The sequence below is a fragment of the Arthrobacter sp. TJ-254 genome (assembly GCF_058269175.1).
The window spans coordinates 810,973-831,965 of record NZ_JBZCNF010000001.1 but is presented as its reverse complement, the minus strand read 5'-3'; the positions used below and the strand labels follow the sequence as shown (position 1 = coordinate 831,965).

Below are 20,993 nucleotides of genomic sequence, written 5' to 3'. Positions count from 1 at the left end.
TTGGCGTACCGCCGATTCTGGTACGAAGACGCGGGGACCCGCTCCGTCCACCCGGCTAGAGCGGTTCCCCCACGCGCCCGAGCACATCAGCCACCCAGCGGTGCAACAGTCCCTTCTGAAACATTCCGTCCCATATACTGACGGTTTGGCTCCGGGGACCGGAGCATCACCTGCGCCCTGCGCATCCCGCTGGAAAGGCCCTCCGAGTGCGTGTTGTAACAATCATTCCGACCTTCAACGAAATTGATTCGCTGCCGCTCACCCTCGCCCGGTTGCGCAAGGCCGTTCCGGCCTCCGATGTGCTGGTCGTCGATGACAACAGCCCCGACGGCACCGGCGAGCTCGCCGACAAGATGGCCGCCGGGGATTCACAGGTCTTCGTGCTCCACCGCACGGGCAAAGAGGGGCTCGGTGCTGCCTACATCGCCGGGTTCCGGTGGGCGCTGGAGCGCGGTTACGACGTCCTCGTGGAGATGGACGCCGACGGTTCCCACCGTCCCGAAGAACTGCAGAGCCTCCTCGACGCGGTGGACGGCGCCGACCTGGTGATCGGTTCGCGCTGGGTGAAAGGCGGAAGCGTCGTCAACTGGCCCGCCCGGCGCAAGCTGCTCTCGCGCGCCGGCAGTGCCTACTCCCGGCTGCTGCTTGGCCTGCCCGTCCGCGACGTCACGGCCGGCTACCGCGCATTCCGCCGCTCCACCCTGGAGCAGCTCGACCTCGACTCCGTCGAATCGGTCGGTTACGGATTCCAGGTGGACATGACTTTCCGCGTCGCGCGCCTCGGCCTGAAAATCCACGAAGTGCCGATCACCTTCGTGGAGCGCGTCCTTGGCGCCTCGAAGATGAGCGGAAACATTGTCTTCGAGGCTATCGCCAATGTCACCAAGTGGGGCCTTCAGGCACGCCGTGCCAAACTCACCGCACTGACGAAGAAGCGCGACGCCGTCCGGTAGGCGGTGGCGCCCCAGCAGGGGCACAGGGCAGGCGAAAGGCCGGTGTCCGCGCCTTACAGCGTGGCCACCGGCCTCAGGGTCCGTTCTGCTGACGCAGGCGTCAGGCGGAGCGGCGTTCTCCCCGGCGTTCGCGGAGGATTGTCAGCCGATCCTGCAAAATCTGTTCGAGCTCGTCAACCGAACGTCGCTCGAGGAGCATGTCCCAGTGGGTCCGGACCGGCTTGTCGTTCGACGTGTCGGGGCGCTCCCCGTCCACCAACAGCGCCTCCTTGCCGGTCTTGGAAACCCATACCGGCGGAATCTCCGCTTCGGCGGCAAACGTGACGAACACTCGCTCGCCGTCCTCGCAGCGGTACTCAACGCGTTGGCGCGGAGCCGGCTCCACACCGGATTCGGTTTCCATGCTTTGCGCTCCGAGGCGCATGCCGCGCAGGCTGCGATCGCTCATATTTTCTCCTACTCAAGAGTGGCTTCCGGGTAACCCGGCACCGATATGTGGATTCTTGCCAGCCCCCCGCTGATTTTGCGCAGCCGGAGACGTCTCGCTATCCACACTCTGTATAACTCCGCCATCAGCGGGAATGTTCCTGCCGGGCAAAAGAAATACCCGCAAACATCCAAGTATACCCGTTCAGCGCCTACTGTGCACGGCTTGACGAATCGGCGGAAGGCCTTGCAGCCAGCGGCGACTCGTCAACACCTGCGGCACCGAGGACGCTGCCCAGGCCCTTGAGTGCGTCACCGATCTCGCTGGGGATGATCCACAGCTTGTTCGAGGACCCGTCGGCAAGCTTGGGGAGGGTCTGCAGGTACTGGTAGGCGAGGAGTTTCGACGTGGGATTTCCCTTGTGGATGGCGTCGAACACCTTCTGGATTGCCTGGGATTCGCCGTCGGCCCGCAGGATCGCGGCCTTAGCGTCGCCCTCCGCTGCGAGGATGGCGGCCTGCCGCTGACCCTCGGCGGTGAGGATCGCCGACTGCTTGGTGCCTTCCGCGGTGAGGATCGCGGCGCGGCGGTCGCGCTCGGCCCGCATCTGCTTTTCCATCGAGTCCTGGATCGACAGGGGCGGATCGATGGCCTTCAGTTCGACGCGGGAGACGCGGATGCCCCACCGGCCGGTTGCCTCGTCGAGCACTCCGCGCAGCTGGCCATTGATCTGGTCGCGCGAGGTGAGCGCCTCTTCAAGGTTCAGCCCGCCCACCACGTTGCGCAGCGTGGTGGTGGTCAACTGCTCCACCGCCTGGATGTAATTGGCGATTTCATAGGTCGCGGCCCGGGGGTCGGTCACCTGGAAGTACACGACCGTATCGATCGAGACAACCAGGTTGTCCTCGGTGATCACCGGCTGCGGCGGAAATGAGACAACCTGCTCGCGGAGGTCGAGCAGGGGGAGCAGGCGGTCGACGAACGGGATGAGGATGGTCAGGCCCGGCTGCAGGGTCCTCAGGTACTTGCCAAGCCGTTCCACCACGCCGGCACGGGCCTGCGGAATGATCCGGACCGACTTCACCAACACTGTCAGCACAAAAAGAATGAGGAAAATCAGGACAATTGTCAGCCCGATGGTCCCGGCGTCGCCGTTCATAGGTCCCCTTTATTTGTTGGAAATGCAAGTCTTTGGTTTGTGCAGGCCCTCAGGCCTCGTCGGCGGGCGCACCGCTTGGCTGGGCGGGCGTGACGACGGCGGTCGCACCGTCGATGCGGGCGACGGCAACGCGCGTACCGGCCGGCAGTGAGACCCCGTCGAGCGTCCGTGCCGACCAGGTGTCACCACCGATCTTCACCGTGCCGGAGGACGAGGTGACAGTCTCGAGGGCCAGCGCCGATTCCCCGATCAGCCTGCTCACGTTGGAAAGCGAGTCACCGCTTCCCGCCTTGAGGTGCTTCAGGGCGATGGGGCGCACGAGCAGGACCATCAGGAGGGACACGATGCAGAAGACGACGCCCTGCAGGAAGAACGATTCGGTGAGGAAGGATGCAACAAGGGCGGCGAGGGCGCCCAGCGAGAGCATGATGAAAAGCAGGTCAAGCGTCAGCGTCTCGACAGCTGCAAGCCCGAGGAAGAGGACCAGCCACAGGATCCACGCGTTCTCGATAAGCCAGTTCAGCATTTCTACTCCTCATCGAGTGCAGGAACCAGCACCGCAGCCCGCTGCGGTGCCCTTGGCTGCCATTGTGTCAAAGTCGCGGCGGAGAACCTAGGGATCCGGCGCCCGGACGCCCGGTCGTTACCGATTTGGGTCCTGCACTGCCGCGGGTGGGAAACTTGAGGGTGCCCTCTCACCCCCGCCGCGCCCGGCGCGTGCTCCTGCGCCACGCCCGCCTCTATGTTGGACTCTTCCTCTACGGCGCTGCGATCGCGCTGATGATCCGCGCGAATCTCGGCGCATCGCCGTGGGACGTATTCGGCCAGGGGATTGCGCGGGTGTCCGGGCTGAGCTTCGGAGTGGCAACGGTCGCCGTCAGCGTCGGCGTGCTCCTGCTGTGGATTCCGATCCGGCAGCGGCCGGGATGGGGGACCATCGCCAATACCTTCCTCGTGGGTCTTTCCGCCGACGCGGTGCTGGTTTTCCTCAGCACGCCGTCGCTCGTCGTCCTCCAGGCGCTCATGTTCGCTGCGGGACTGCTGCTCCTTGCCCTTGCAACGGCGCTCTACATCGGGGCCGGAATGGGACCGGGCCCGCGGGACGGTCTGATGACCGGCCTGGTCCGCGTCACCGGCTTCCCCGTCTGGCTGGTGCGCGGATCGATCGAACTGAGCGTCGTCGTCGTTGGTTTCCTCCTGGGCGGCGTGGTGGGCGCCGGAACCGTCGTCTTCGCCCTGGCCATCGGCCCGCTGGTTCACTGGGCGCTTCACATCCTCCGGGTGCCCGTCGCTGGCCGTCCGGTCAGGGGCGACGGAACACCTGAACCGTGAACCGCGCCCCCACCGGCCGGTCGGCTTGACCGTCATCGGGCAGCTCCGACAGGCCGTCCTGCCCGAGGTGACGGGCGGCCGGTCCCATGAGCACCACGTCCCGCAGCGCGGCCGGGGAGAGCATCATGGGGAACTCGACCGCTGAGCGTTCGACCTCAACAAGTGCCCCGTCGAAGGATGCACCGACGTCCTCCGGTTTCCCCTCAGGGACCCTCAGGAGCGGGATCACCGCCCCGGCTTCGGCAAGGTGCCCCGGCAGCGGTGTTACAACGAGGAGAACCCCCTCGGGACTGAGCACGCGGAGAAACTCTTTAGTATTCCGGGGAGCGAACACATTGAGGATGACGTCGGCCGCACCCGACCGGACCGGCAGTTCACGCCACACGTCCCAGACCAGGTTCAGGCCCTCCGGGAGCCGCCGTGCGGCCCTGCGCAGCGCGAACTTCGAAATGTCGAGGGCCACCGGGGTTCCGGGAATGCGGTCGGCAAGCCCCCGCAGGTAGTAGCCGGTGCCCGCCCCGGCCTCCAGCAGCACCCCGGCACGCGCGGCGAACCGCTGACCGGCGTCGGCAAGCACGTCCCGCAAAGCACCGTAATGGCCCGCGCCGAGAAACCGTTCCCGGGCGTCGACCATCTCAACGGTGTCTGCTTCGAACCGGGTTCCCCGGCCCGTCAGGAGGTTGAAGTATCCGTGCCGCGCCGCGTCGAACCGGTGCCCCTGCGCGCACTTCAACAACGCCGGCAGCACCGTGACGGCCGAGGCGCAGACCGGGCACTGCAGGATCTCGTCAGCATCGGTAGGCATAGAGCAATCCTAGGCGCGCACCCCGTGCCGGGACGCCCGCGCCGGTTCAGGCTCCTCCACACCGGCGGATGACCGCGTGAAGCCACGGAGCAGGCACCGCCCGCTCCGGTCAGGAAGCCAGCTGCCGTGAACGTGCCTTCCGGAACAGGGTGCTGGCCGCGGCGATGGCGGCAATGACGAAGGCGGTGCTGATCAGCTGGGTCCGGCTCGTTTCGCCGCTGAGTCCCACAGCGAAGATCGTTCCGAGGATGACCAGCGCGAAAACGGTGAGTCCGGGGAACGCCTTCATCCGCACCGGCAGGGGCGTGCCGGCCCGGTCCGCACGCCGCCGCAGGATGATCTGGGACACCAGCGCGGACCCCCACACCACCAGGCAGGTGGAGCCGATCAGCTGGAAAAGGGCCGGCAGGATGCGCTCCGGGAACAGCAGCTCAAGGATGGCGGCCACAAAGCCGAAGACCACCGACGTGGTCACAGCCCGCCGCGGCACCCGGGACGGGCTGCGGTGTTCGATGAACCGGGGCGCCTGCCCGCGCTCAGCAAGGGAAAAGATCATGCGCGAGGCACCGTAGAGGTTCGCATTGAGAGCCGAGAGCAGTGCCAGGACCGCCACGATGGTGATTGCGGTGCCCGCGCCGGGAATCTGTGCCGCGTCGAGCACCCCTTTGAAGGGGGAGGCCAGCGCCGGTGAGGTGGCGGGCAGCACGAGGATGATCACCAGGACGGAGCCCACATAGAAGACGAGGATGCGCCAGACGACGGTCCGGACGGCCCGCCCGATGCTCCGTGAGGGGTTTTCGGTCTCGGCCGCGGCGACGCTGACGATTTCGGTGCCGCCGAAGGCGAAGATGACGATGAACAACGCCGTCGCGATGCCCTCGAGCCCCGCGGGTGCGAAATCCGTTGTGACATTGGACAGCCCCGGTGACTGCGCCCCGGGGAGCAGGTTCAGGACTAGGGCGGCTCCGATGAGGAGGAATACGACAATCGCGGCAACCTTCAGGATCGCGAACCAGTATTCGAACTCGCCGAAGTTGCGCACTCCGGTGAGGTTGATGGCCGTGAACAGGGTCATGAAGATCAACGCCAGGGCCCAGGGTGGCAGGACCGGCCAGATCGAGAACAGCAGGGCGGCCGCACCAAGGGCCTCGGCCGCGATGACCACAACGAGCTGGAACCACCACAGCCAGCCGATTGTTGACCCGACGGTCTTGCCCATTGCCTTCTCCGCGTAAACCGAGAAGGCCCCGCTGTTGGGATGGGCGGCGGCCATTTCGCCCAGCGCCCACATGACGAGGATGATCAGGGTGCCGGCGACGAGGTACGAGATCAGGACGGCGGGGCCGGCTGCCTCCACACCCGCACCGGAACCCAGGAAGAGGCCAGCGCCGATGGCGCTGCCAAGACCCATCATTGTCAGCTGCCGTTGTTTCATCAGCCGTGCTGCGCGAAGGGGCGGACGGACTGCTGGATCTGGCGGACTGGGCATCATTCCTTTGTATCCGATGCGCGGTGCCGGCGGCACATCGGCGGGGTATATGTCGCCGTGGAGAAGGCTCACCACGCCCTGGCGGGGACCGCCGGGCCGGAAATAGCTGCGGGGGGATTGGGGTGGAGGCTGCGCACGGTTAGGGTCGGAAAGATGAGACACGATCAGCTGAACCTGCTTTCCTCGGTGGGCCCGCCCGCGCTTTCGCCCGACGGCTCACGCGGGGCAGTGTCGGTGACCCGGCCCGACTTCGCCGCAGATGCCTATGTCGGGCAGTTGTGGGAGGTGCGCACCGGCACCGGCGAGCGGCGCAGGCTCACCCGGGGCTTCCGCGACACGGCTCCGCAGTACTCGCCCGACGGGGCGGTCCTCGCCTTCCTGCGGAGCGCCCCCGGCGGAAAACCTCAGATCCACATTGTTGAAGCCGACGGCGGCGAACCGGTCCAGCTCACGGATCAGCCGCTGGGAGTGGAGGGCTTCGACTTTGCGCCGGACTCCTCGACGATTGCCTTCCTCGCGCGCGTTCCCGCCCCGGGACGCTACGGAACCACGGACGGCGTCGGACCCTCCGCCGAAGATCCACGGCTCATCACCACGTTCAAGTACCGCATGAACGGGCTCGGCTATCTTCAGGACAAGCGCGCGCAGATCTTCACCGTGGGCCTGCCGGATCTCCAGGCCGAGCCATTCATTGAACCGGCCGGCCGGGCCAAAGAGGAGAACGGCGACACCGCACCGGGACCGGTTCCCGAGGCCAGCCGGCTCACCGACGACCCCGCCGACCATGGCGCGCCCCGCTTCACTGCAGACGGCTCACGCATCCTCTTCACTGCCGCCCTTGGTGCGGACGCCGACCTCACGCTCGTCAGCGACGTCTACTCGATCTCACGTGACGGCTCCGACCGGCAGCGGCTGTCGAACCTGGCCGAGGCGTCCCTGCTCGATTGCGCGTCGCCCATCGAAAGCGCCGACGGTGCCTGGCTCTACTACCTCGGTGTCGACCTTTCCCCCAGCGGGCGGAACTTCGTCGCCCGCAGCACCGCGCTCTACGCCGCACCCACCGGCTCGCCGTCGGCGGTGGAACGCCTCACCGACGTCGACGGGTTCGATCTGGGGGAGGTGGACCGGCTCGTCCGGCACGGCGGGTCATCGGTCCTGGCATTCAACCGCACCCGGGGAGCAGTTGAACTCCTCGAGGTTTCCCCCGCCGGCGGACGAACCGTCCTTGCCAAGGGCCCCCTGACGATTACGGGTGCGGCTTCGGCCGGAAATACGGTGCTCGTGAGCTACACCGGTCCCGAAACGATGGGGGATGCCGCAGTGGTGACCCCCGATGGGCTGCGCACGCTCACCGACTTCTCCGCCGCCCTGCGCTCGGGCACCCGGGTCGCCGTGCCCATTGAAGAGACCTTCTCCGGTCCCGACGGATACCCCGTGCACGGGTGGGTGCTGCTCCCGGAAGGTGAGGGCCCGCACCCGGTGCTGCTCATGATCCACGGCGGACCGTTTGCCCAATACGGCTGGGGCTACTTCGACGAGGCGCAGGTCTGCGCCGCGGCCGGGTATGCCGTGGTGATGTGCAATCCGCGCGGTTCCGCCGGTTACGGCACGGCGCACGGCGCGGCAATCAAGGAGGCGATGGGCACCGTGGACCTCCAGGACGTGCTGGCGTTCCTTGAGGGCGCCCTCGAGAAGTACGAGGCGATGGACAGCGGCCGGCTCGGGATCATGGGCGGATCCTACGGCGGCTACCTCACCGCGTGGACCATCGCGCACGACCAACGGTTCGCCGCTTCAATCGTGGAGCGCGGCTACCTCGATCCACAGTCATTCGTCGGTTCGGCGGACATCGGCTGGTTCTTCTCCGAGGAGTACACCGGCACCGACCCCGACCGCGTGCACGCCCAGAGCCCCTTTGCGCAGATCGCGGCGGTCAAAACGCCCACGTTGGTGATCCATTCGGAGGAGGACCTCCGTTGCCCGCTTGAGCAGGCTCAGCGGTATTACACGGCGTTGAAGCAGCAGGGCGTGCCCACCGAACTCCTGGTCTTCCCGGGTGAAACCCACGAGCTCTCGCGCACCGGCTCGCCGTGGCACCGAAGGCAGCGCTTTGAGCACATCCTTCGATGGTGGGCCGCCTGGCTGCCCAGCTCCCTCAATCCCAAACAGGAGGACGCAGGCTAGAAGCCGAGGCCGCGGCGCGCCTCATCGGGTGTCGGATGCGCCCACCGGCGCGTGTATTCCGTGTTCTCGGCGAGGGACCGGGTGATGGCCTTATCAAGGTAAAGGACACCGTTGAGGTGGTCCGTCTCGTGCTGCACGATGCGGGCCGCCCAGCCGCTGAAGCGCCTATCGACTGTCCGCCCGCCGATCTCCTGGAACGTCAAGGACACCTCCCGGTGCCGCTCCACCACAGCCTGGTAGCCCGGAACCGAAAGGCAGCCCTCGTAGAACGCGTCGGCGGCCTGGCCCACGGGGGAGTAGCTCGGATTGATGATCGCGAGGAAGGGCAGGGGGGTGCGCCGCCGGGCCGCGGCGATGGCGTCGTCGTCGATCCCCTTGTCCTCAAGCACCGCAATGCTCAGCGGTATGCCCAACTGCGGGGCGGCAAGCCCGACACCAGGCGCGTTGTGCATGACCCGGCGCATTGTCTGGATAAGTGCCGCGAGGTCGGCCTCATTGATCTGGCCCTCGAAGGGCAGGGCCCGCATGCGCAGCACCGGGTGGCCGGCCCTCACGATGGAAGGCACATCCAGGCCGATCACCGTGTGGATTGCGTCGCGGAGCTGGTGGAGCGAGTAAGCCGGGCCGGGAGCGGGGATCATTGGATCATCGTAGCGAGCCGCGCGTGCGCGCGAATGTTACGCCGGATCGTGGCCGCCAAAGGCCGTGCTCTGGCGGCTGGGCGGAACGCTGAGTAGGCTACCGCGCATCATGAAGAGGAAAAAGCGGGAATGGCTGCTGTCGGCATGACGAACGCCGGCAGTCCCACCAGCGGCAGGCTGCTGTCGCTGAATGTTGGAAAGCCCAAGGACGTCGCGTGGCAGGGAAACACCGTCTACACGGGTGTCTACAAAACCCCGGTGACCGGGCCGCGCATGGTGCGCACGCTCAACGTGGACGGCGACGGCCAGGGCGATCTGGGCGGGCACGGAGGCGAACAGCGCGCCGTCCTCGTCTACCAGCGCCAGTCCTACGAGCACTGGTCGGAATTCCTCGGCCGCGACGATCTGAAACCGGGGGCATTCGGGGAAAACTTCACCGTCGACGGGCTGCCCGACAGCGAAGTGTGCATCGGGGACCGTTATCGGATCGGTGGGGCGGAATTCGAGGTGACACAGCCCCGGGTCACCTGCTTCCGGGTGGGCATGCGCCTCGGCGAACCGCGGATGCCCGCCCTGCTGGTGGGCCACCACCTCCCCGGCTTCTACCTGCGGGTCATCAGCGAAGGCGAAGTGCGGCCGGGCGACCCGATCATCAAGACCCGCGCCGGACCCCACCAGCTCAGCGTCGCCGAAACAGACGCGCTGCTCTACCTGCCAAACCGTTCGGCTGAGGCGCTGCGCAAGGCGGTCGACATTCCGGCGCTCAGCCCCGGCTGGCAGCAGTCCTTTCACGACCTGCTCACCACCGACCTGGCCAACGCGACAGTGACCGGCCCGCCCGACGAGGAACCCGGCTGGACCGGCTTCCGCCCCATGACAATCACCAAGACCGTCCGCGAAACGCCAACGATCACCTCCGTCTACCTCAGCGCGGACGAGCGCGTGCGCCTCGATCCGGTAATCCCCGGCCAATACCTGACCCTCCGGGTTGACGCCGGCGGGCCCGCCTCGATCCGGAGCTACTCCATATCGGATATGCCCAACCCCCACACCTTCCGCATCAGCGTCAAACGCGAAGACCACGGGCTCATCAGCCGCTACCTCAACGACAGCCTGGCCGTGGGCGGGAGCCTCGACGTCGCGGCGCCCCGGGGGCAGTTCCGGCTCCACGATGGAGACGGTCCGGTGCTCCTCATCTCGGCCGGTGTCGGAGCCACACCGGTGATCCTGATGCTCAAGGAGCTCGCCCGCACGGGCAGCAGCAGGGACGTCTGGTGGATTCACACCGCGAGGAGCCCGGCCGAGCATGTTTTCGCCACCGAAGCGCAGGCGTACCTGAACCGGCTGCCCCACGCCCATGGCTTCACCTTTTACACGCGGTCCGAGTCCGTCGTCGCCAACGCGGTCAACGGCCGGCCGACAGTCGATCGGTTCCGTGCGATGGGCGTTCCCGCAGACGCATCGGCATACGTCTGCGGCCCGCAGGCCTTCATCGGCTCGATCACCGACGCCCTGACCGGCCTTGGTCTCGCGCCCGTCCGGATCTACTCGGAACTGTTCGGCACGCTTCCACCGATCAACCCCGGCGTCACCGACCACCAGACCGTGCCGCCGCACCCGCCCACCGGCGATCCCGGCACGGGGCCCGCGGTGTCTTTCGCCCGAAGCGGGCTCACCGTGCACTGGCGCGCGAGCGACGCCTCCCTACTGGAACTGGCAGAGGCGTGCGACGTACCCACCCGCTGGTCCTGCCGTACCGGTGTTTGCCATACCTGTCTCACCGCGGTCATCGCGGGGAAAGTGGCCTATCAGCCCGAACCTCTCGAAGCACCTGTCGCCGGCCAGGCACTCATCTGCTGCGCCCGCCCAACCGAAGACGTCGTCCTGGACAGCTGAGCACCCCGCTGCCCTGGACTCCGCCTTAGCCAACGAAGGTGGCTGCCATTGACCGGCACCCCAGGAAAGGAAGCGATGCGTGCAACTTTGATGTACGGAGCAGGAGACATCCGGGTGGAAAACGTGCCCGATGCAACGCTCAGAGACGCCACCGACGCCGTCGTGCGCATCGTCGCCTCCTGTATCTGCGGGAGCGACCTGTGGCCGTACGGATCCATGGAACCCACCCAGCAGGGGCAGCGGATGGGACACGAGTTTGTCGGAGTCGTTGAGGAGATCGGCCGCGAGGTTGCGACAGTCCGGCGCGGTGACGTGGTGATCGTGCCGTTCGTCTGGTCGGACGGGACCTGTGACTTCTGCCGCGCGGGCCTGCAGACCTCCTGCCGGAACGGAGGCCACTGGGGCAACCCCGACGCCGGCCAGGGCGAGGCGGCCCGTATTCCCCAGGCCGACGGAACCCTCGTCAAAGTGCCGGTGCCAGAGGACTCGGACCTTATCCCAGCGCTCCTGACCCTCTCCGATGTCATGTGCACCGGGCACCACAGCGCCGTGACGGCGAAGGTCGGGCCCGGCTCGAACGTCACCGTGATCGGTGACGGCGCGGTCGGACTGTCGGCCGTCATCGCGGCCAAACGGCTTGGTGCTGACCAGATCATCCTCATGGGCCGTCATGCCGTCCGGACCGATCTGGGGCGGGACTTCGGTGCAACGCACATTGTGTCCGAACGCGGCGAGGCAGGTCTCGTAAGGGTGAAGGAACTGACCGGGGGAGACGGCACCCACGCCGTCCTTGAGTGCGTGGGCACTCTGCAGGCCATCGAGGCGGCCATCGCAGCAGTGCGCGCCGGCGGCACCGTCAGCCGGGTTGGGGCACCACAGTACGCCGACGTGCCCATGCCGTTCCGGGAATTCATGCGCAATGTCTCCCTAAGCGGCGGCGTAGCACCGGCGCGTGCCTACATCGAGGAGCTCCTCCCGGAGGTTCTCGACGGGAGGATCCAGCCCGGCCGCGTGTTCGACCGCACCGTGAAACTCGAGGACATCGCCGACGGCTACCGGGCCATGGCGAACCGCGAGGCGCTCAAGGTGCTGGTCCGCCCCTAGGTCCCAGGGCCGTGGCGGGCTGCCGCCCCCGTCGAACCGCCTCCGCCCTGGTCCTGGACGCCGACCAAGAAGGCCGCGGAGTGTCGATGGTTGCTGGTTAGATAGACCCAGACGACGCCGGGGGATACCGCGGAAACGGGCCCGCACAACAGAGGGGGAGACACCATGAGCATGGTCACGAGGACTGACGAGCAGGCGCTCCATGATGCCGACAGCCACGACCTGATCCGCGTGCGGGGCGCGCGCGTCAACAACCTCAAGGACGTCAGCGTCGAGATTCCAAAGCGGAGGCTCACGGTGTTCACCGGCGTCTCGGGCTCGGGCAAGAGCTCCCTGGTGTTCGGCACGATCGCGGCCGAATCGCAGCGGATGATCAACGAGACCTACAGCGCCTTCGTGCAGGGCTTCATGCCCACGCTGGCCCGCCCGGAGGTCGACGTACTTGAAGGGCTGACGACGGCCATCATCGTCGACCAGGAACGGATGGGTGCCAATCCCCGCTCCACGGTCGGCACCGCCACCGACGTCAACGCCATGCTGCGCATCGTCTTCAGCCGCCTCGGCCAGCCTCACATCGGATCGGCGCAGGCGTTCTCCTTCAACGTCGCCTCGATCAGCGGTGCCGGTGCCGTCACGCTCGAGCGCGGCGGGACGACGGTCAAGGAGCGCCGCAGCTTCAGCATCACCGGCGGCATGTGCCCGCGATGCGAGGGGATGGGATCGGTCACCGACTTCGACCTGACCCAGCTGTACGACGACAGCAAATCGCTGAACGAGGGTGCCCTCACCATTCCGGGCTACAGCGTCGACGGCTGGTACGGGCGCATCTTCAGCGCCAGCGGCTTCCTGGATCCTGACAAGGCAATCCGCAGATTCACGAAACGGGAACTCCACGACCTGCTCTATAAGGAACCGACCAAGATCAAGGTCGACAACATCAATCTGACCTACGAAGGCCTGATCCCAAAGATCCAGAAGTCGTTCCTCGCCAAGGACCGGGAGGCAATGCAGCCGCACATCCGGGCGTTCGTCGACCGGGCGGTGACGTTCACTACGTGCCCGGAGTGCAATGGGACGCGGCTCAGCGAGGCGGCCAGATCATCAAAAATCGCAGGGGTCAGCATCGCCGACGCCTGCGCCCAGCAGATCAGCGACCTCGCAGGGTGGGTGCGGACGCTTGACGAGCCGTCGGTGGCGCCGCTGCTGACGGCGCTGGGGGAGACCCTCGACTCGTTCGTCGAGATCGGGCTCGGCTATCTCAGTCTTGACCGGTCCACCGGCACGCTCTCGGGCGGCGAGTCACAGCGCACCAAGATGATCCGCCACCTCGGGTCCTCGCTCACTGACGTCACCTACGTCTTCGACGAGCCGACGATCGGACTGCACCCGCACGACATCCAGCGCATGAACGGCCTCCTGCTGCGCCTGCGCGACAAGGGCAATACCGTGCTTGTGGTTGAGCACAAGCCGGAGGCGATCGCGATTGCCGACAACGTCGTCGACCTCGGCCCCGGGGCAGGCACCGCCGGCGGCACCGTCTGCTTCGAAGGCACAGTGGAGGAGCTGCGGACCAGCAGCACCCTCACCGGCCGCCATTTCGACGACCGGGCCGCGCTCAAGCAGTCCGCCCGGACTCCCAACGGTGCGCTGGAAATCCGGGGAGCAACCGCGCACAACCTGCGCGACGTTGACGTCGACATCCCGCTCGGTGTCCTCGTGGTCGTCACCGGGGTTGCCGGCTCCGGGAAGAGCTCGCTCATCCGCGGCTCGGTCTCGGGACGCGACGGGGTGGTTTCGGTCGACCAGGCAGCGATCAAGGGCTCGCGGCGCAGCAACCCGGCCACGTACACCGGGCTGCTCGAACCGATCCGCAAGGCCTTCGCCAAGGCGAACGGCGTGAAGCCTGCGCTGTTCAGTGCCAACTCGGAGGGTGCCTGCCCAACCTGCAACGGCGCCGGTGTCATCTACACCGACCTAGCGATGATGGCCGGCGTCGCCACTGTCTGCGAAGAATGCGAGGGGAAGCGCTTCCAGGCATCGGTCCTGGAATACCGCTTCGGCGGCAAGGACATCAGCGAGGTCCTTGCGATGTCGGTGAAGGAGGCCGAGGAATTCTTCGCCGCGGGGGAGGCCCGCACTCCTGCCGCAAATGCCATCCTTGACCGGCTCGCCGACGTCGGGCTTGGCTACCTCAGCCTGGGCCAGCCACTCACCACGCTGTCCGGCGGAGAACGGCAGCGCCTGAAGCTTGCAACCCAGATGGCGGAAAAGGGCGGCGTCTATGTTCTCGACGAACCGACAAGCGGCCTCCACCTGGCCGACGTCGAGCAGCTGCTCGGCCTGCTCGACAGGCTCGTCGATTCAGGCAAGTCCGTCATCGTCATAGAGCACCACCAGGCGGTGATGGCGCACGCGGACTGGATCATCGACCTGGGTCCCGGGGCGGGCCACGACGGCGGCAAGATCGTCTTCGAAGGAACACCTGTTGACCTCGTCGCCGACCGGTCCACGCTCACCGGGCAGCATCTGGCGGCCTACATCGGCGCCTGAGGGCGCACTTCCGGCAACGGCGTCCCTGCGTCTGTTTGACCGCTGCCCGAGGGATCTCCGAGTTCTTGGATAAAACGTATTGACAGCCGGCACTGCCGATCCTACTTTCGAAGCACGCACACCCCAGGAATGGTCCCGTGGAGGCTGGCGGTAAACCGCAGGACCCGCGGCCGGGTCGGCACGCCGCCCGGACCAGTTGAAAGCGAAGGCAGGGATCAGCCATGCCCGCAGAAGACCGTCCACGAGACGTGGCAGCGATTGTCAGGATCGGCCACGACGAAGCCATGGAGCTCGCCGCCGAGGAAAACCGGCGATTCCATGCTCTCCTGCAGCAACTCGGCACTGAGGACTGGGAGAAGGCAACCGATTGCTCCCGCTGGACCGTACGGGACATTGCCGTGCATGTGGTTGCCTCCGCGGAGGCCCAGGCCTCACCGTTGGAGTTCATCCGCCAAGTCCGGCGGGGACGCAAACTCACCGCGCGGATCGGCGGCCGGCATTGGGTCGACGGGCTCAACGAGGCCCAGCTTAGGGCAAGGACCAACCTGACCGCCGAGGACATCCCTTCACGGTGGGAGTATGCCGCCGGCGCGGCGCTCAAGGCACGCAGGCGGCTGCCCAAGGCCGTCGGAGCGCTTCGGCTGCTGCCCCTGGGCAGCATGGAGGGAGTGTCCTTGGGGTGGCAGCCCCTGAACTACCTTTTCGACATCGGATTCACCCGTGACGTGTGGATGCACCGCATTGACATGTGCAGGGCGACCGGCCGGCCCGTCAATCCGACAAGCGAACACGACGGCCGCATCGTTGAAGACATCATCGCGGAATGGGCGACACTCCACACCGACCCATTCCTGCTGAAACTCACCGGACCAGCGGGCGGTACGTTCACCCGGGCGGATGAACCCGGGAACGACCCGCTGGAGATTGACGCCATTGAATGCTGCCGCCTGCTATCTGGCCGCGGAACGCCCCGGGGCGTGCTGCAGCACCCGCTGCCACTCTGAGAACCACCAGCAGGCGCGGCGCAGCCACCTCGCTGATTGCCCCCACTTTCCGGCTTTCCCTTTTCGCCGATAATCTACATTATGTCAAGTAAGCTTTGCAACCACACCCCCCGACCGACATGTGGGGCCACTTGGTCGAACATCGATAGAAGGATTCGGCAACTGATGACTTAGGCCGGCGGGGTTCGCATGTCTTGCCCCGTCTAGTCGGAGCGGGAAATAAATCCCGGCCGGCTGAAGTTCGACAAAGGCGACTCCGACGTCCTTTCCGGTTGCAACCTTGGACGCTGCCGACGCCGTGATGGATCTGCGGAGCTGTCACCCATCGCCCTCCGAGTTACAACGATCTTCCATCCGGTAGGCCGGGCCTGGAAGGTTTCCGCTGTCGTGCTGATCCCAGTACTACTCCCAGGTATATCGAATTCATCGTTCAGTAATCAGGGAAAAACAGGCTTTCATCTCCTCCGGACTTTCCCCTTCGGACACTTGAGGAAGCCACTCCCCCGCCCAATCCTCAACAAATGATCATGAACATCGATGCAGGGCTTGTATCCCTTTCGTCGTCCTGAGATGTAGGCCTTCAGTTCGCTACTGGTAGCTGAACTCCCGTGACCGAAAGCGCGTACTGCTGCGCTTTGAATCCGAGCAGCTCATGCAGCTTAGTGAACAGCTCTTGAGCGGCGAGGCCATGCCACCCTTCGGGGAGGTATTCCTCGGGTAGGCCGGGATCAATGTAGGGAAGGCGCCGCCATTCCGTGATCATTGGGACGTAATCAGTGAAAGCGTCCTTGAGCAGGCCAAAGGGATCACTCGTCTCATCCGGGCGCTGCAACCACCGATGCAAAACGGGCTCGTGACGTTCCAAGAAATCCGTGTAGAGCGCTTCGAGGGACGGAAGATCCCACCATTGCCCTATCTTGTCCTTGATGTGGTCTTCCGTGAGAGAGGTCGCTTTGAACAGATCCACATAGTCCATGAGGCCCGCCCGCCGAAGCTGGAGCGCGACCTCCTCGGCCCGGTTGCCGGGAGCAATCCACAGGCCTGGAGAGACCTGACCGCATCCGACTCGCGTCAGGATGGTGCGCAGCTTATGCCGCAGGTGCCTTCGCGCCTCCGGAACCGAGAACGAGACAAGAAACCAGTCATCGTCTCTTGTGGCCCTGCGTGGGGAAAAAATCCGCTCGTCTCCCGCCGTGAAGACATCCTCAAGGCCCGGTGACAGCCTATATGCGGCAGCACCACCACGCTTGAGACTGACGAGAACTCCACGTTTTTTCAGCCTGGACACCGAGGACCGGACGCCAGCCGATTCAATGCCCAGGTCGCCGAGCAGACGAATGAGATCAGCGATCGCGAAAGAGCCGTCGTGGTGGCGGGCATAGAGCCCGTAGACGGTGACGATCAAGTGCTGATGACGTGGCAGCGGGGTTGCGTCGGGGACGGCACTAGCCTTCGCCATTCAGTACTACCTCTTATGGTCTGGATTACGTTGCAATCCTAGGCTACAACGACCAATCTTCAATCAGCTGAGCGCTCGCCTGCGCAGTCCTCGGCGTAGCTGCATGAATTCGTTGTGTCGCAGTGGTGACTCTCGTCCCGATTGCTATATTTGGAGCTTGATCCAGCTGAAGGGCGGGCCTAATGGAGCGGTTGGCTGATGTGCGCCCGCAAGCAAGTGTTGAGCGCTACGTGGAGTGGGTGGATACGGACGCCTCGGGACACCAACACAACTCCGTCATCCTGCGGTGGGTTGAGTCTGCCGAGGCCGAGCTTTTCCTGCGCGTGCTCGAGCTACCGGACTTTTTCCCGATAGCGCCTCGGGTGCACCAAGAGATTCACTTCCGGGCCAAGCTGTGGTTTGGGCAGAAGGTGACTGCGACAGTCGGCATCTCCAAGCTGGGCCGGACCTCCCTGACCTACATGTTCGAGGTCCACGGGCACCGCCGCGGTGAAGTGCCAGGCGGCCTTGCTGCCTACGGAACTGTCACCGTCGCACATGTGCCATCCGGCGCAGTGAAGACAGCCCCGTGGCCGACACATATTGTCGACGCCATCGAGGGTTACAAGGAGACCGGCTCCCAGCCTCTGCAGATGTAGAACTAGCCACCTGCGGACATCAGCATCGGCCGCTCGAGGGTCTCAAATAGGCCCGTGACTGCCGGGAGCGACGTCGGAGGAGGCCCGTCTCCCCCACCGTTGTTCGCCCCGATCGTTGAACCGGAGTATGGCAGCGTCTGGATTATGGTGGTCCATGCGGCACTCGGGGAGGTCCGGCGCTCTCATCGAACCTCCCCGAGTGCATGGCTCAGTGGCCTTTGAAAGCCTCGGCAAGCCACCAGGATCCGCCATCGGAGGCGATTCGGGCATCGATCACGATCGGGCAGGCGCGGGGGCCCGCGAGCCACTCCGCAACCCCTGCAAGGTCCTCACGCGTGCGTACGACGACACCCACCGCACCGTAGCCGCGCGCAATTGAAGCAATGTCGGTGATCGGGAAACGGACGGTCTCCAGATCCTCCTCCTCTGCGGTGTCAAAGTGATGAACCTCGGCTCCGTAAGCGGAGTCGTTGTAGACGACTGCCACGAGGGGAATGCCCCGGCGCACAGCGGTTTCGAGCTCGGCGATTCCCATCAGGAATCCACCATCGCCGGCCCCCAGCACCGGCAGCCGATCCGGCTGGGCGATAGCCGCGCCGATCACCGTGGCCAGACCCAAGCCGACCGACTGAAACGCCTGCGTGAAGCAAAATCCAAACTCGTCCGGAACCTGGAAATAAGCACTGGGATAACCCATAAAGTTGCCGGAATCGATGGCGACGATCCGCTCAGTGGGTAGAAGCTTATCCAGTTCCCGGCTGAGCACCCGCGGGTCGATTGTCTCCGGGGTCGAGAGATCCTCGGTATCCACTGTGTTCCACCGAGAGCGGTCGGCGATCGCGGCAGCCACCTGCGGCGTGCGCAGACCAGGACTCCGGAACCCGGAGGCGTCCATCAGCTCCAGAGCCGCGGCAGCGGTCTCTGCGCAATCACCGACCACCCCGAGGTCGATGGGCCGGTGCGCTCCCAGTGAGAGGTCGTCAAGATCAACCTGTACCACGACGGCGTCCGGCCCGATCAGGGAACCATGCCGGGTGGTCCACATGTTGAGCGCACACCCCCACCCTACGATCAGATCGGCATCGGCGATCGTGGCTGCCGTGAAGGGCGAGGAGAATCCACCGGAGATCCCCAGGTTGAACGGGTGGTCGCGGAAAAGTCCGTGAGCGACAGCCGAGGTGGCCACGAGTGCTCCGCACGCTTCCGCCAGAACCGCAATCTGCGGTCCAGCGCTCCGCCCGCCACGACCCGCCACAAACACCGGGCGCCGGGCTTCGCGCAGCAGCCCGACGAGACGCTCGACGGCGACCGAGCTGGGGCGCACCGCCTGCGGCGGATCCAGTGGCCGAAGCGCTTCGATGGTGGATTCTGCCGGAGCACCTTGAATATCTGTGGGCAGCGAAAGCACAACGGTCCTGCGTTCGTTGACTGCGGTCCGGTAGGCGCGGACGGTGTCCGCCAGGGCGCTCGATGGGGAATGGACGCGTTCGGGCACCGCCCCGACGCTGCGGGCCAGCCCGTCCTGGTCGATCCGGAAGTTGGCTCGAACGGCCGCGGCGGCTGTATCAGCGGTGAGTACGATCATCGGCGTTCGGGACTTGGCAGCCTCCGCAATACCCGTTACTGCGTTCGTTAGCCCGCAGCCCTGATGCGTGGAAACCACCCCGACACGGCCGGACATCCGTCCGTAGGCATCAGCCATGGTCGCTGCTCCACCTTCATGGCGGGCAGCAGTAAAGGGCACACCAGCACGACGTAGGGCATTGGTAACGGTGAAGTTGCCGCTGCCGACGACACCGAAGATGTGACCGACGCCCAGTGCTGCGAGGGTCTGGCCTACCAGTTCGGCCACAGTGGCCGGTGGAAGGTCTGCGGCGTCTGCCGTGCTCGCGGCGTGAGGTTCGCTGAAAGTGCTCATATCTGCTTCCTTTGGTGGCGCTGACGGCTGTCCCCCGGCCAGCAGTCACGACTGCTGGCCGGGGGAACGGATCACGTGGTCGTGGGCGTGGTCGTCATCTGATCATCCGAGCCGGAGCGTGATTTGAGCTGGACTGCCGGCGGGCGCGGGATGAGGGATATGGCGATCGCGGCTGCCAGCGCGAACAGCGAGAAGATGATGAAATTCCATTGGAATGGCAGTGCAGCGGAGCCGATCCAACCACCGATCAGCGGACCACAGATTGCTCCGATGCGGGCAAATGACAGCGCCCAGCCGGTGGCGGTGGCACGGGCGTAGGAGGGGTAGTAATCAGCGACCCAGCCGGTGAGGACGAGGGAAGTGGAGATCGAGCCAATACCGGCCAGGGCCACGAAAACGTAGTTGATCACAATGTGGTTGGGGAACATCAGCAGGAGGATGCCGACCCCGCCGAGAAGGTAGAAAGTCGTCAGGATCAGCTTTTTGCCGTAGGCATCGGCTGCACGACCGAGAACTATGCCACCAATTGCAGAGGCCAAACTGAAAACGGCCAGGAAGGTGAGGGCCGAGCCAAGGTCATAGCCGGCCGAACGCATAATCGAAGGCAACCAGGTGTTCAGGCCGTAGACCAGCAACAGGCCGCAGAACATGGCAATCCAGAAGAGAACGGTCGGGCGCAGGTACCCCCGGGAGAACAAGGTTGACAGGGCCTCCTTCCATCCAACGGCCTTTGTGGCATCGGCAGCGGAGGGAGCAGGAGTCCAGTCGGACTCCACGAAGGGAGCGATGTTCAGTTTCCGGGCCAACTCGGCTGCCTTCGTGCGGCGCCCCTTAGCCATCAGGTATTCCAACGATTCCGGAAGTATCCACGCCAGCAGAGGAATCAGGAGCACCGGCACACAGCCCATGCCGATCACCCAGCGCCATCCCAGGGTCGGCAGCAGTGCCAGGGCGACGAGAGCGGCTGCCAGAATGCCCAAGGAGTACCCGGAATACATCAGACCGTAATTGAATGACCGCCGTCGCGGGGCGGAGTACTCGATTGTCAGAGCAGCGGCCACAGGGATGATTCCGCCCATGCCCAACCCTCCGAGCAAGCGGAACAGGCCGAAGATCTCCGGCGTAGGGGCCAGCGCCGCGCCCAATTGCGTGGTAGTGAAAATGAGTACGGACAGCATCAACATTTTCTTGCGGCCGACCCGGTCCGAAATTGAACCGATGGTCATCGCCCCGATGAGCATGCCGATGAGCGCGTAGGAACCCAGCCCACCCAGTTCCAGCGGGGAGAGGTCCCAGGGCTCGTACGCGGCCAACGCTGGGATGATCGCGCCCAGAACGCCGACATCATAACCCTCGGCCAGAATAGCCATCCAGCAGGCTAGGAGCACTCGGTTGGTGGTTTTTTGTGGAACGGGCCACTGGGTGGAAGCCGGG

At 65.5% G+C, this 20,993-nt stretch carries 17 protein-coding genes; 8 read left to right on the top strand and 9 right to left on the bottom strand.

Annotation, left to right across the window (positions count from 1 at the left end):
• Positions 1–206: 206 nt before the first annotated feature.
• Positions 207–953: a polyprenol monophosphomannose synthase gene (locus tag AC4D14_RS03980; RefSeq protein WP_490900270.1), complete on the top strand. Its 747-nt coding sequence runs from the start codon at positions 207–209 to the stop codon at positions 951–953.
• A gap of 100 nt (positions 954–1,053) precedes the next feature.
• Here AC4D14_RS03980 and AC4D14_RS03975 read toward each other — a convergent pair whose 3' ends face one another.
• The 3 genes from AC4D14_RS03975 to AC4D14_RS03965 all read right to left on the bottom strand — a co-directional run bounded on the left by AC4D14_RS03975 (position 1,054) and on the right by AC4D14_RS03965 (position 3,065).
• Positions 1,054–1,401, bottom strand: coding sequence for an RNA polymerase-binding protein RbpA (locus AC4D14_RS03975; RefSeq protein WP_120168085.1), 348 nt, complete (start codon positions 1,399–1,401; stop codon positions 1,054–1,056).
• 190 nt (positions 1,402–1,591) lie between these two features.
• Positions 1,592–2,539 carry an SPFH domain-containing protein gene (locus AC4D14_RS03970; RefSeq protein WP_490900269.1) on the bottom strand — a complete coding sequence of 316 codons (948 nt, stop codon included), beginning with the start codon at positions 2,537–2,539 and terminating at the stop codon, positions 1,592–1,594.
• A gap of 49 nt (positions 2,540–2,588) precedes the next feature.
• On the bottom strand, positions 2,589–3,065 hold the full coding sequence (locus AC4D14_RS03965; protein WP_490900268.1) for an NfeD family protein: 477 nt from the start codon (positions 3,063–3,065) through the stop codon (positions 2,589–2,591).
• Between the two features lie 161 nt (positions 3,066–3,226).
• Here AC4D14_RS03965 and yczE point away from each other — a divergent pair, with 161 nt between their 5' ends.
• Positions 3,227–3,871: a membrane protein YczE gene (gene yczE / locus AC4D14_RS03960; protein WP_490900267.1), complete on the top strand. Its 645-nt coding sequence runs from the start codon at positions 3,227–3,229 to the stop codon at positions 3,869–3,871.
• On the opposite strand, the gene AC4D14_RS03955 is transcribed toward yczE, so the two are convergent.
• Complete coding sequence (locus tag AC4D14_RS03955; protein WP_490900266.1) at positions 3,843–4,676, bottom strand: putative RNA methyltransferase; 834 nt, start codon at positions 4,674–4,676, stop codon at positions 3,843–3,845. The genes yczE and AC4D14_RS03955 overlap by 29 nt on opposite strands.
• Before the next feature lie 109 nt (positions 4,677–4,785).
• The gene (locus tag AC4D14_RS03950; RefSeq protein ID WP_490900265.1) at positions 4,786–6,111 is read right to left on the bottom strand and encodes an amino acid permease; all 1,326 of its coding nucleotides are present in this window, start codon (positions 6,109–6,111) and stop codon (positions 4,786–4,788) included.
• 207 nt (positions 6,112–6,318) lie between these two features.
• Between AC4D14_RS03950 and AC4D14_RS03945 the strand changes: the two genes are divergently transcribed.
• A complete protein-coding gene (locus AC4D14_RS03945; RefSeq protein ID WP_490900264.1) occupies positions 6,319–8,349 on the top strand; it encodes a S9 family peptidase in 2,031 nt (676 codons plus the stop codon).
• Here the strand turns inward: AC4D14_RS03945 and AC4D14_RS03940 are convergent.
• Entirely contained in the window at positions 8,346–8,990 is a 645-nt protein-coding gene (locus AC4D14_RS03940) for a peptide deformylase (protein ID WP_490900263.1), read from the bottom strand. The genes AC4D14_RS03945 and AC4D14_RS03940 overlap by 4 nt on opposite strands.
• 129 nt (positions 8,991–9,119) lie before the next feature.
• On the opposite strand from AC4D14_RS03940, the gene AC4D14_RS03935 reads away from it, so the two are divergent.
• The 4 genes from AC4D14_RS03935 (at position 9,120) to AC4D14_RS03920 (ending at position 15,544) form a co-directional block, all read left to right on the top strand.
• Positions 9,120–10,886 (top strand): MOSC domain-containing protein, encoded by a 1,767-nt coding sequence (locus AC4D14_RS03935; RefSeq protein ID WP_490900262.1) that lies wholly within the window; start codon positions 9,120–9,122, stop codon positions 10,884–10,886.
• Between the two features lie 75 nt (positions 10,887–10,961).
• Positions 10,962–11,990: a zinc-dependent alcohol dehydrogenase family protein gene (locus AC4D14_RS03930; RefSeq protein ID WP_490900261.1), complete on the top strand. Its 1,029-nt coding sequence runs from the start codon at positions 10,962–10,964 to the stop codon at positions 11,988–11,990.
• Positions 11,991–12,155: 165 nt separating this feature from the next.
• Positions 12,156–14,540 carry an ATP-binding cassette domain-containing protein gene (locus AC4D14_RS03925; protein WP_490900260.1) on the top strand — a complete coding sequence of 795 codons (2,385 nt, stop codon included), beginning with the start codon at positions 12,156–12,158 and terminating at the stop codon, positions 14,538–14,540.
• Between the two features lie 221 nt (positions 14,541–14,761).
• On the top strand, positions 14,762–15,544 hold the full coding sequence (locus AC4D14_RS03920) for a maleylpyruvate isomerase family mycothiol-dependent enzyme (protein ID WP_490900259.1): 783 nt from the start codon (positions 14,762–14,764) through the stop codon (positions 15,542–15,544).
• Positions 15,545–16,124: 580 nt separating this feature from the next.
• On the opposite strand, the gene AC4D14_RS03915 is transcribed toward AC4D14_RS03920, so the two are convergent.
• Positions 16,125–17,003: a PaaX family transcriptional regulator gene (locus AC4D14_RS03915; RefSeq protein WP_490900258.1), complete on the bottom strand. Its 879-nt coding sequence runs from the start codon at positions 17,001–17,003 to the stop codon at positions 16,125–16,127.
• A gap of 182 nt (positions 17,004–17,185) precedes the next feature.
• Between AC4D14_RS03915 and AC4D14_RS03910 the strand changes: the two genes are divergently transcribed.
• Positions 17,186–17,641: an acyl-CoA thioesterase gene (locus AC4D14_RS03910; protein ID WP_490900257.1), complete on the top strand. Its 456-nt coding sequence runs from the start codon at positions 17,186–17,188 to the stop codon at positions 17,639–17,641.
• A 208-nt stretch (positions 17,642–17,849) separates the two neighbouring features.
• Here the strand turns inward: AC4D14_RS03910 and AC4D14_RS03905 are convergent, their stop codons facing one another.
• Both AC4D14_RS03905 and AC4D14_RS03900 read right to left on the bottom strand, forming a co-directional pair.
• Entirely contained in the window at positions 17,850–19,559 is a 1,710-nt protein-coding gene (locus AC4D14_RS03905; protein WP_490900256.1) for a thiamine pyrophosphate-binding protein, read from the bottom strand.
• Between the two features lie 71 nt (positions 19,560–19,630).
• A complete protein-coding gene (locus AC4D14_RS03900) occupies positions 19,631–20,929 on the bottom strand; it encodes an MFS transporter (protein WP_490900255.1) in 1,299 nt (432 codons plus the stop codon).
• Between the last annotated feature and the right edge of the window lie 64 nt (positions 20,930–20,993).

What these genes read in the sequence shown, in the direction of transcription:
- AC4D14_RS03905 (WP_490900256.1), bottom strand. Translation starts at nt 19,559, where the DNA reads ATGAGCACTTTCAGCGAACCTCACGCCGCGAGCACGGCAGACGCCGCA.
- AC4D14_RS03930 (WP_490900261.1), top strand. Translation starts at nt 10,962, where the DNA reads ATGCGTGCAACTTTGATGTACGGAGCAGGAGACATCCGGGTGGAAAAC.
- AC4D14_RS03920 (WP_490900259.1), top strand. Translation starts at nt 14,762, where the DNA reads ATGCCCGCAGAAGACCGTCCACGAGACGTGGCAGCGATTGTCAGGATC.
- AC4D14_RS03940 (WP_490900263.1), bottom strand. Translation starts at nt 8,990, where the DNA reads ATGATCCCCGCTCCCGGCCCGGCTTACTCGCTCCACCAGCTCCGCGAC.
- AC4D14_RS03955 (WP_490900266.1), bottom strand. Translation starts at nt 4,676, where the DNA reads ATGCCTACCGATGCTGACGAGATCCTGCAGTGCCCGGTCTGCGCCTCG.
- AC4D14_RS03950 (WP_490900265.1), bottom strand. Translation starts at nt 6,111, where the DNA reads ATGAAACAACGGCAGCTGACAATGATGGGTCTTGGCAGCGCCATCGGC.
- AC4D14_RS03915 (WP_490900258.1), bottom strand. Translation starts at nt 17,003, where the DNA reads ATGGCGAAGGCTAGTGCCGTCCCCGACGCAACCCCGCTGCCACGTCAT.
- AC4D14_RS03935 (WP_490900262.1), top strand. Translation starts at nt 9,120, where the DNA reads ATGGCTGCTGTCGGCATGACGAACGCCGGCAGTCCCACCAGCGGCAGG.
- AC4D14_RS03925 (WP_490900260.1), top strand. Translation starts at nt 12,156, where the DNA reads ATGAGCATGGTCACGAGGACTGACGAGCAGGCGCTCCATGATGCCGAC.
- AC4D14_RS03945 (WP_490900264.1), top strand. Translation starts at nt 6,319, where the DNA reads ATGAGACACGATCAGCTGAACCTGCTTTCCTCGGTGGGCCCGCCCGCG.
- AC4D14_RS03910 (WP_490900257.1), top strand. Translation starts at nt 17,186, where the DNA reads ATGGAGCGGTTGGCTGATGTGCGCCCGCAAGCAAGTGTTGAGCGCTAC.
- AC4D14_RS03965 (WP_490900268.1), bottom strand. Translation starts at nt 3,065, where the DNA reads ATGCTGAACTGGCTTATCGAGAACGCGTGGATCCTGTGGCTGGTCCTC.
- AC4D14_RS03900 (WP_490900255.1), bottom strand. Translation starts at nt 20,929, where the DNA reads ATGGCTATTCTGGCCGAGGGTTATGATGTCGGCGTTCTGGGCGCGATC.
- AC4D14_RS03975 (WP_120168085.1), bottom strand. Translation starts at nt 1,401, where the DNA reads ATGAGCGATCGCAGCCTGCGCGGCATGCGCCTCGGAGCGCAAAGCATG.
- AC4D14_RS03970 (WP_490900269.1), bottom strand. Translation starts at nt 2,539, where the DNA reads ATGAACGGCGACGCCGGGACCATCGGGCTGACAATTGTCCTGATTTTC.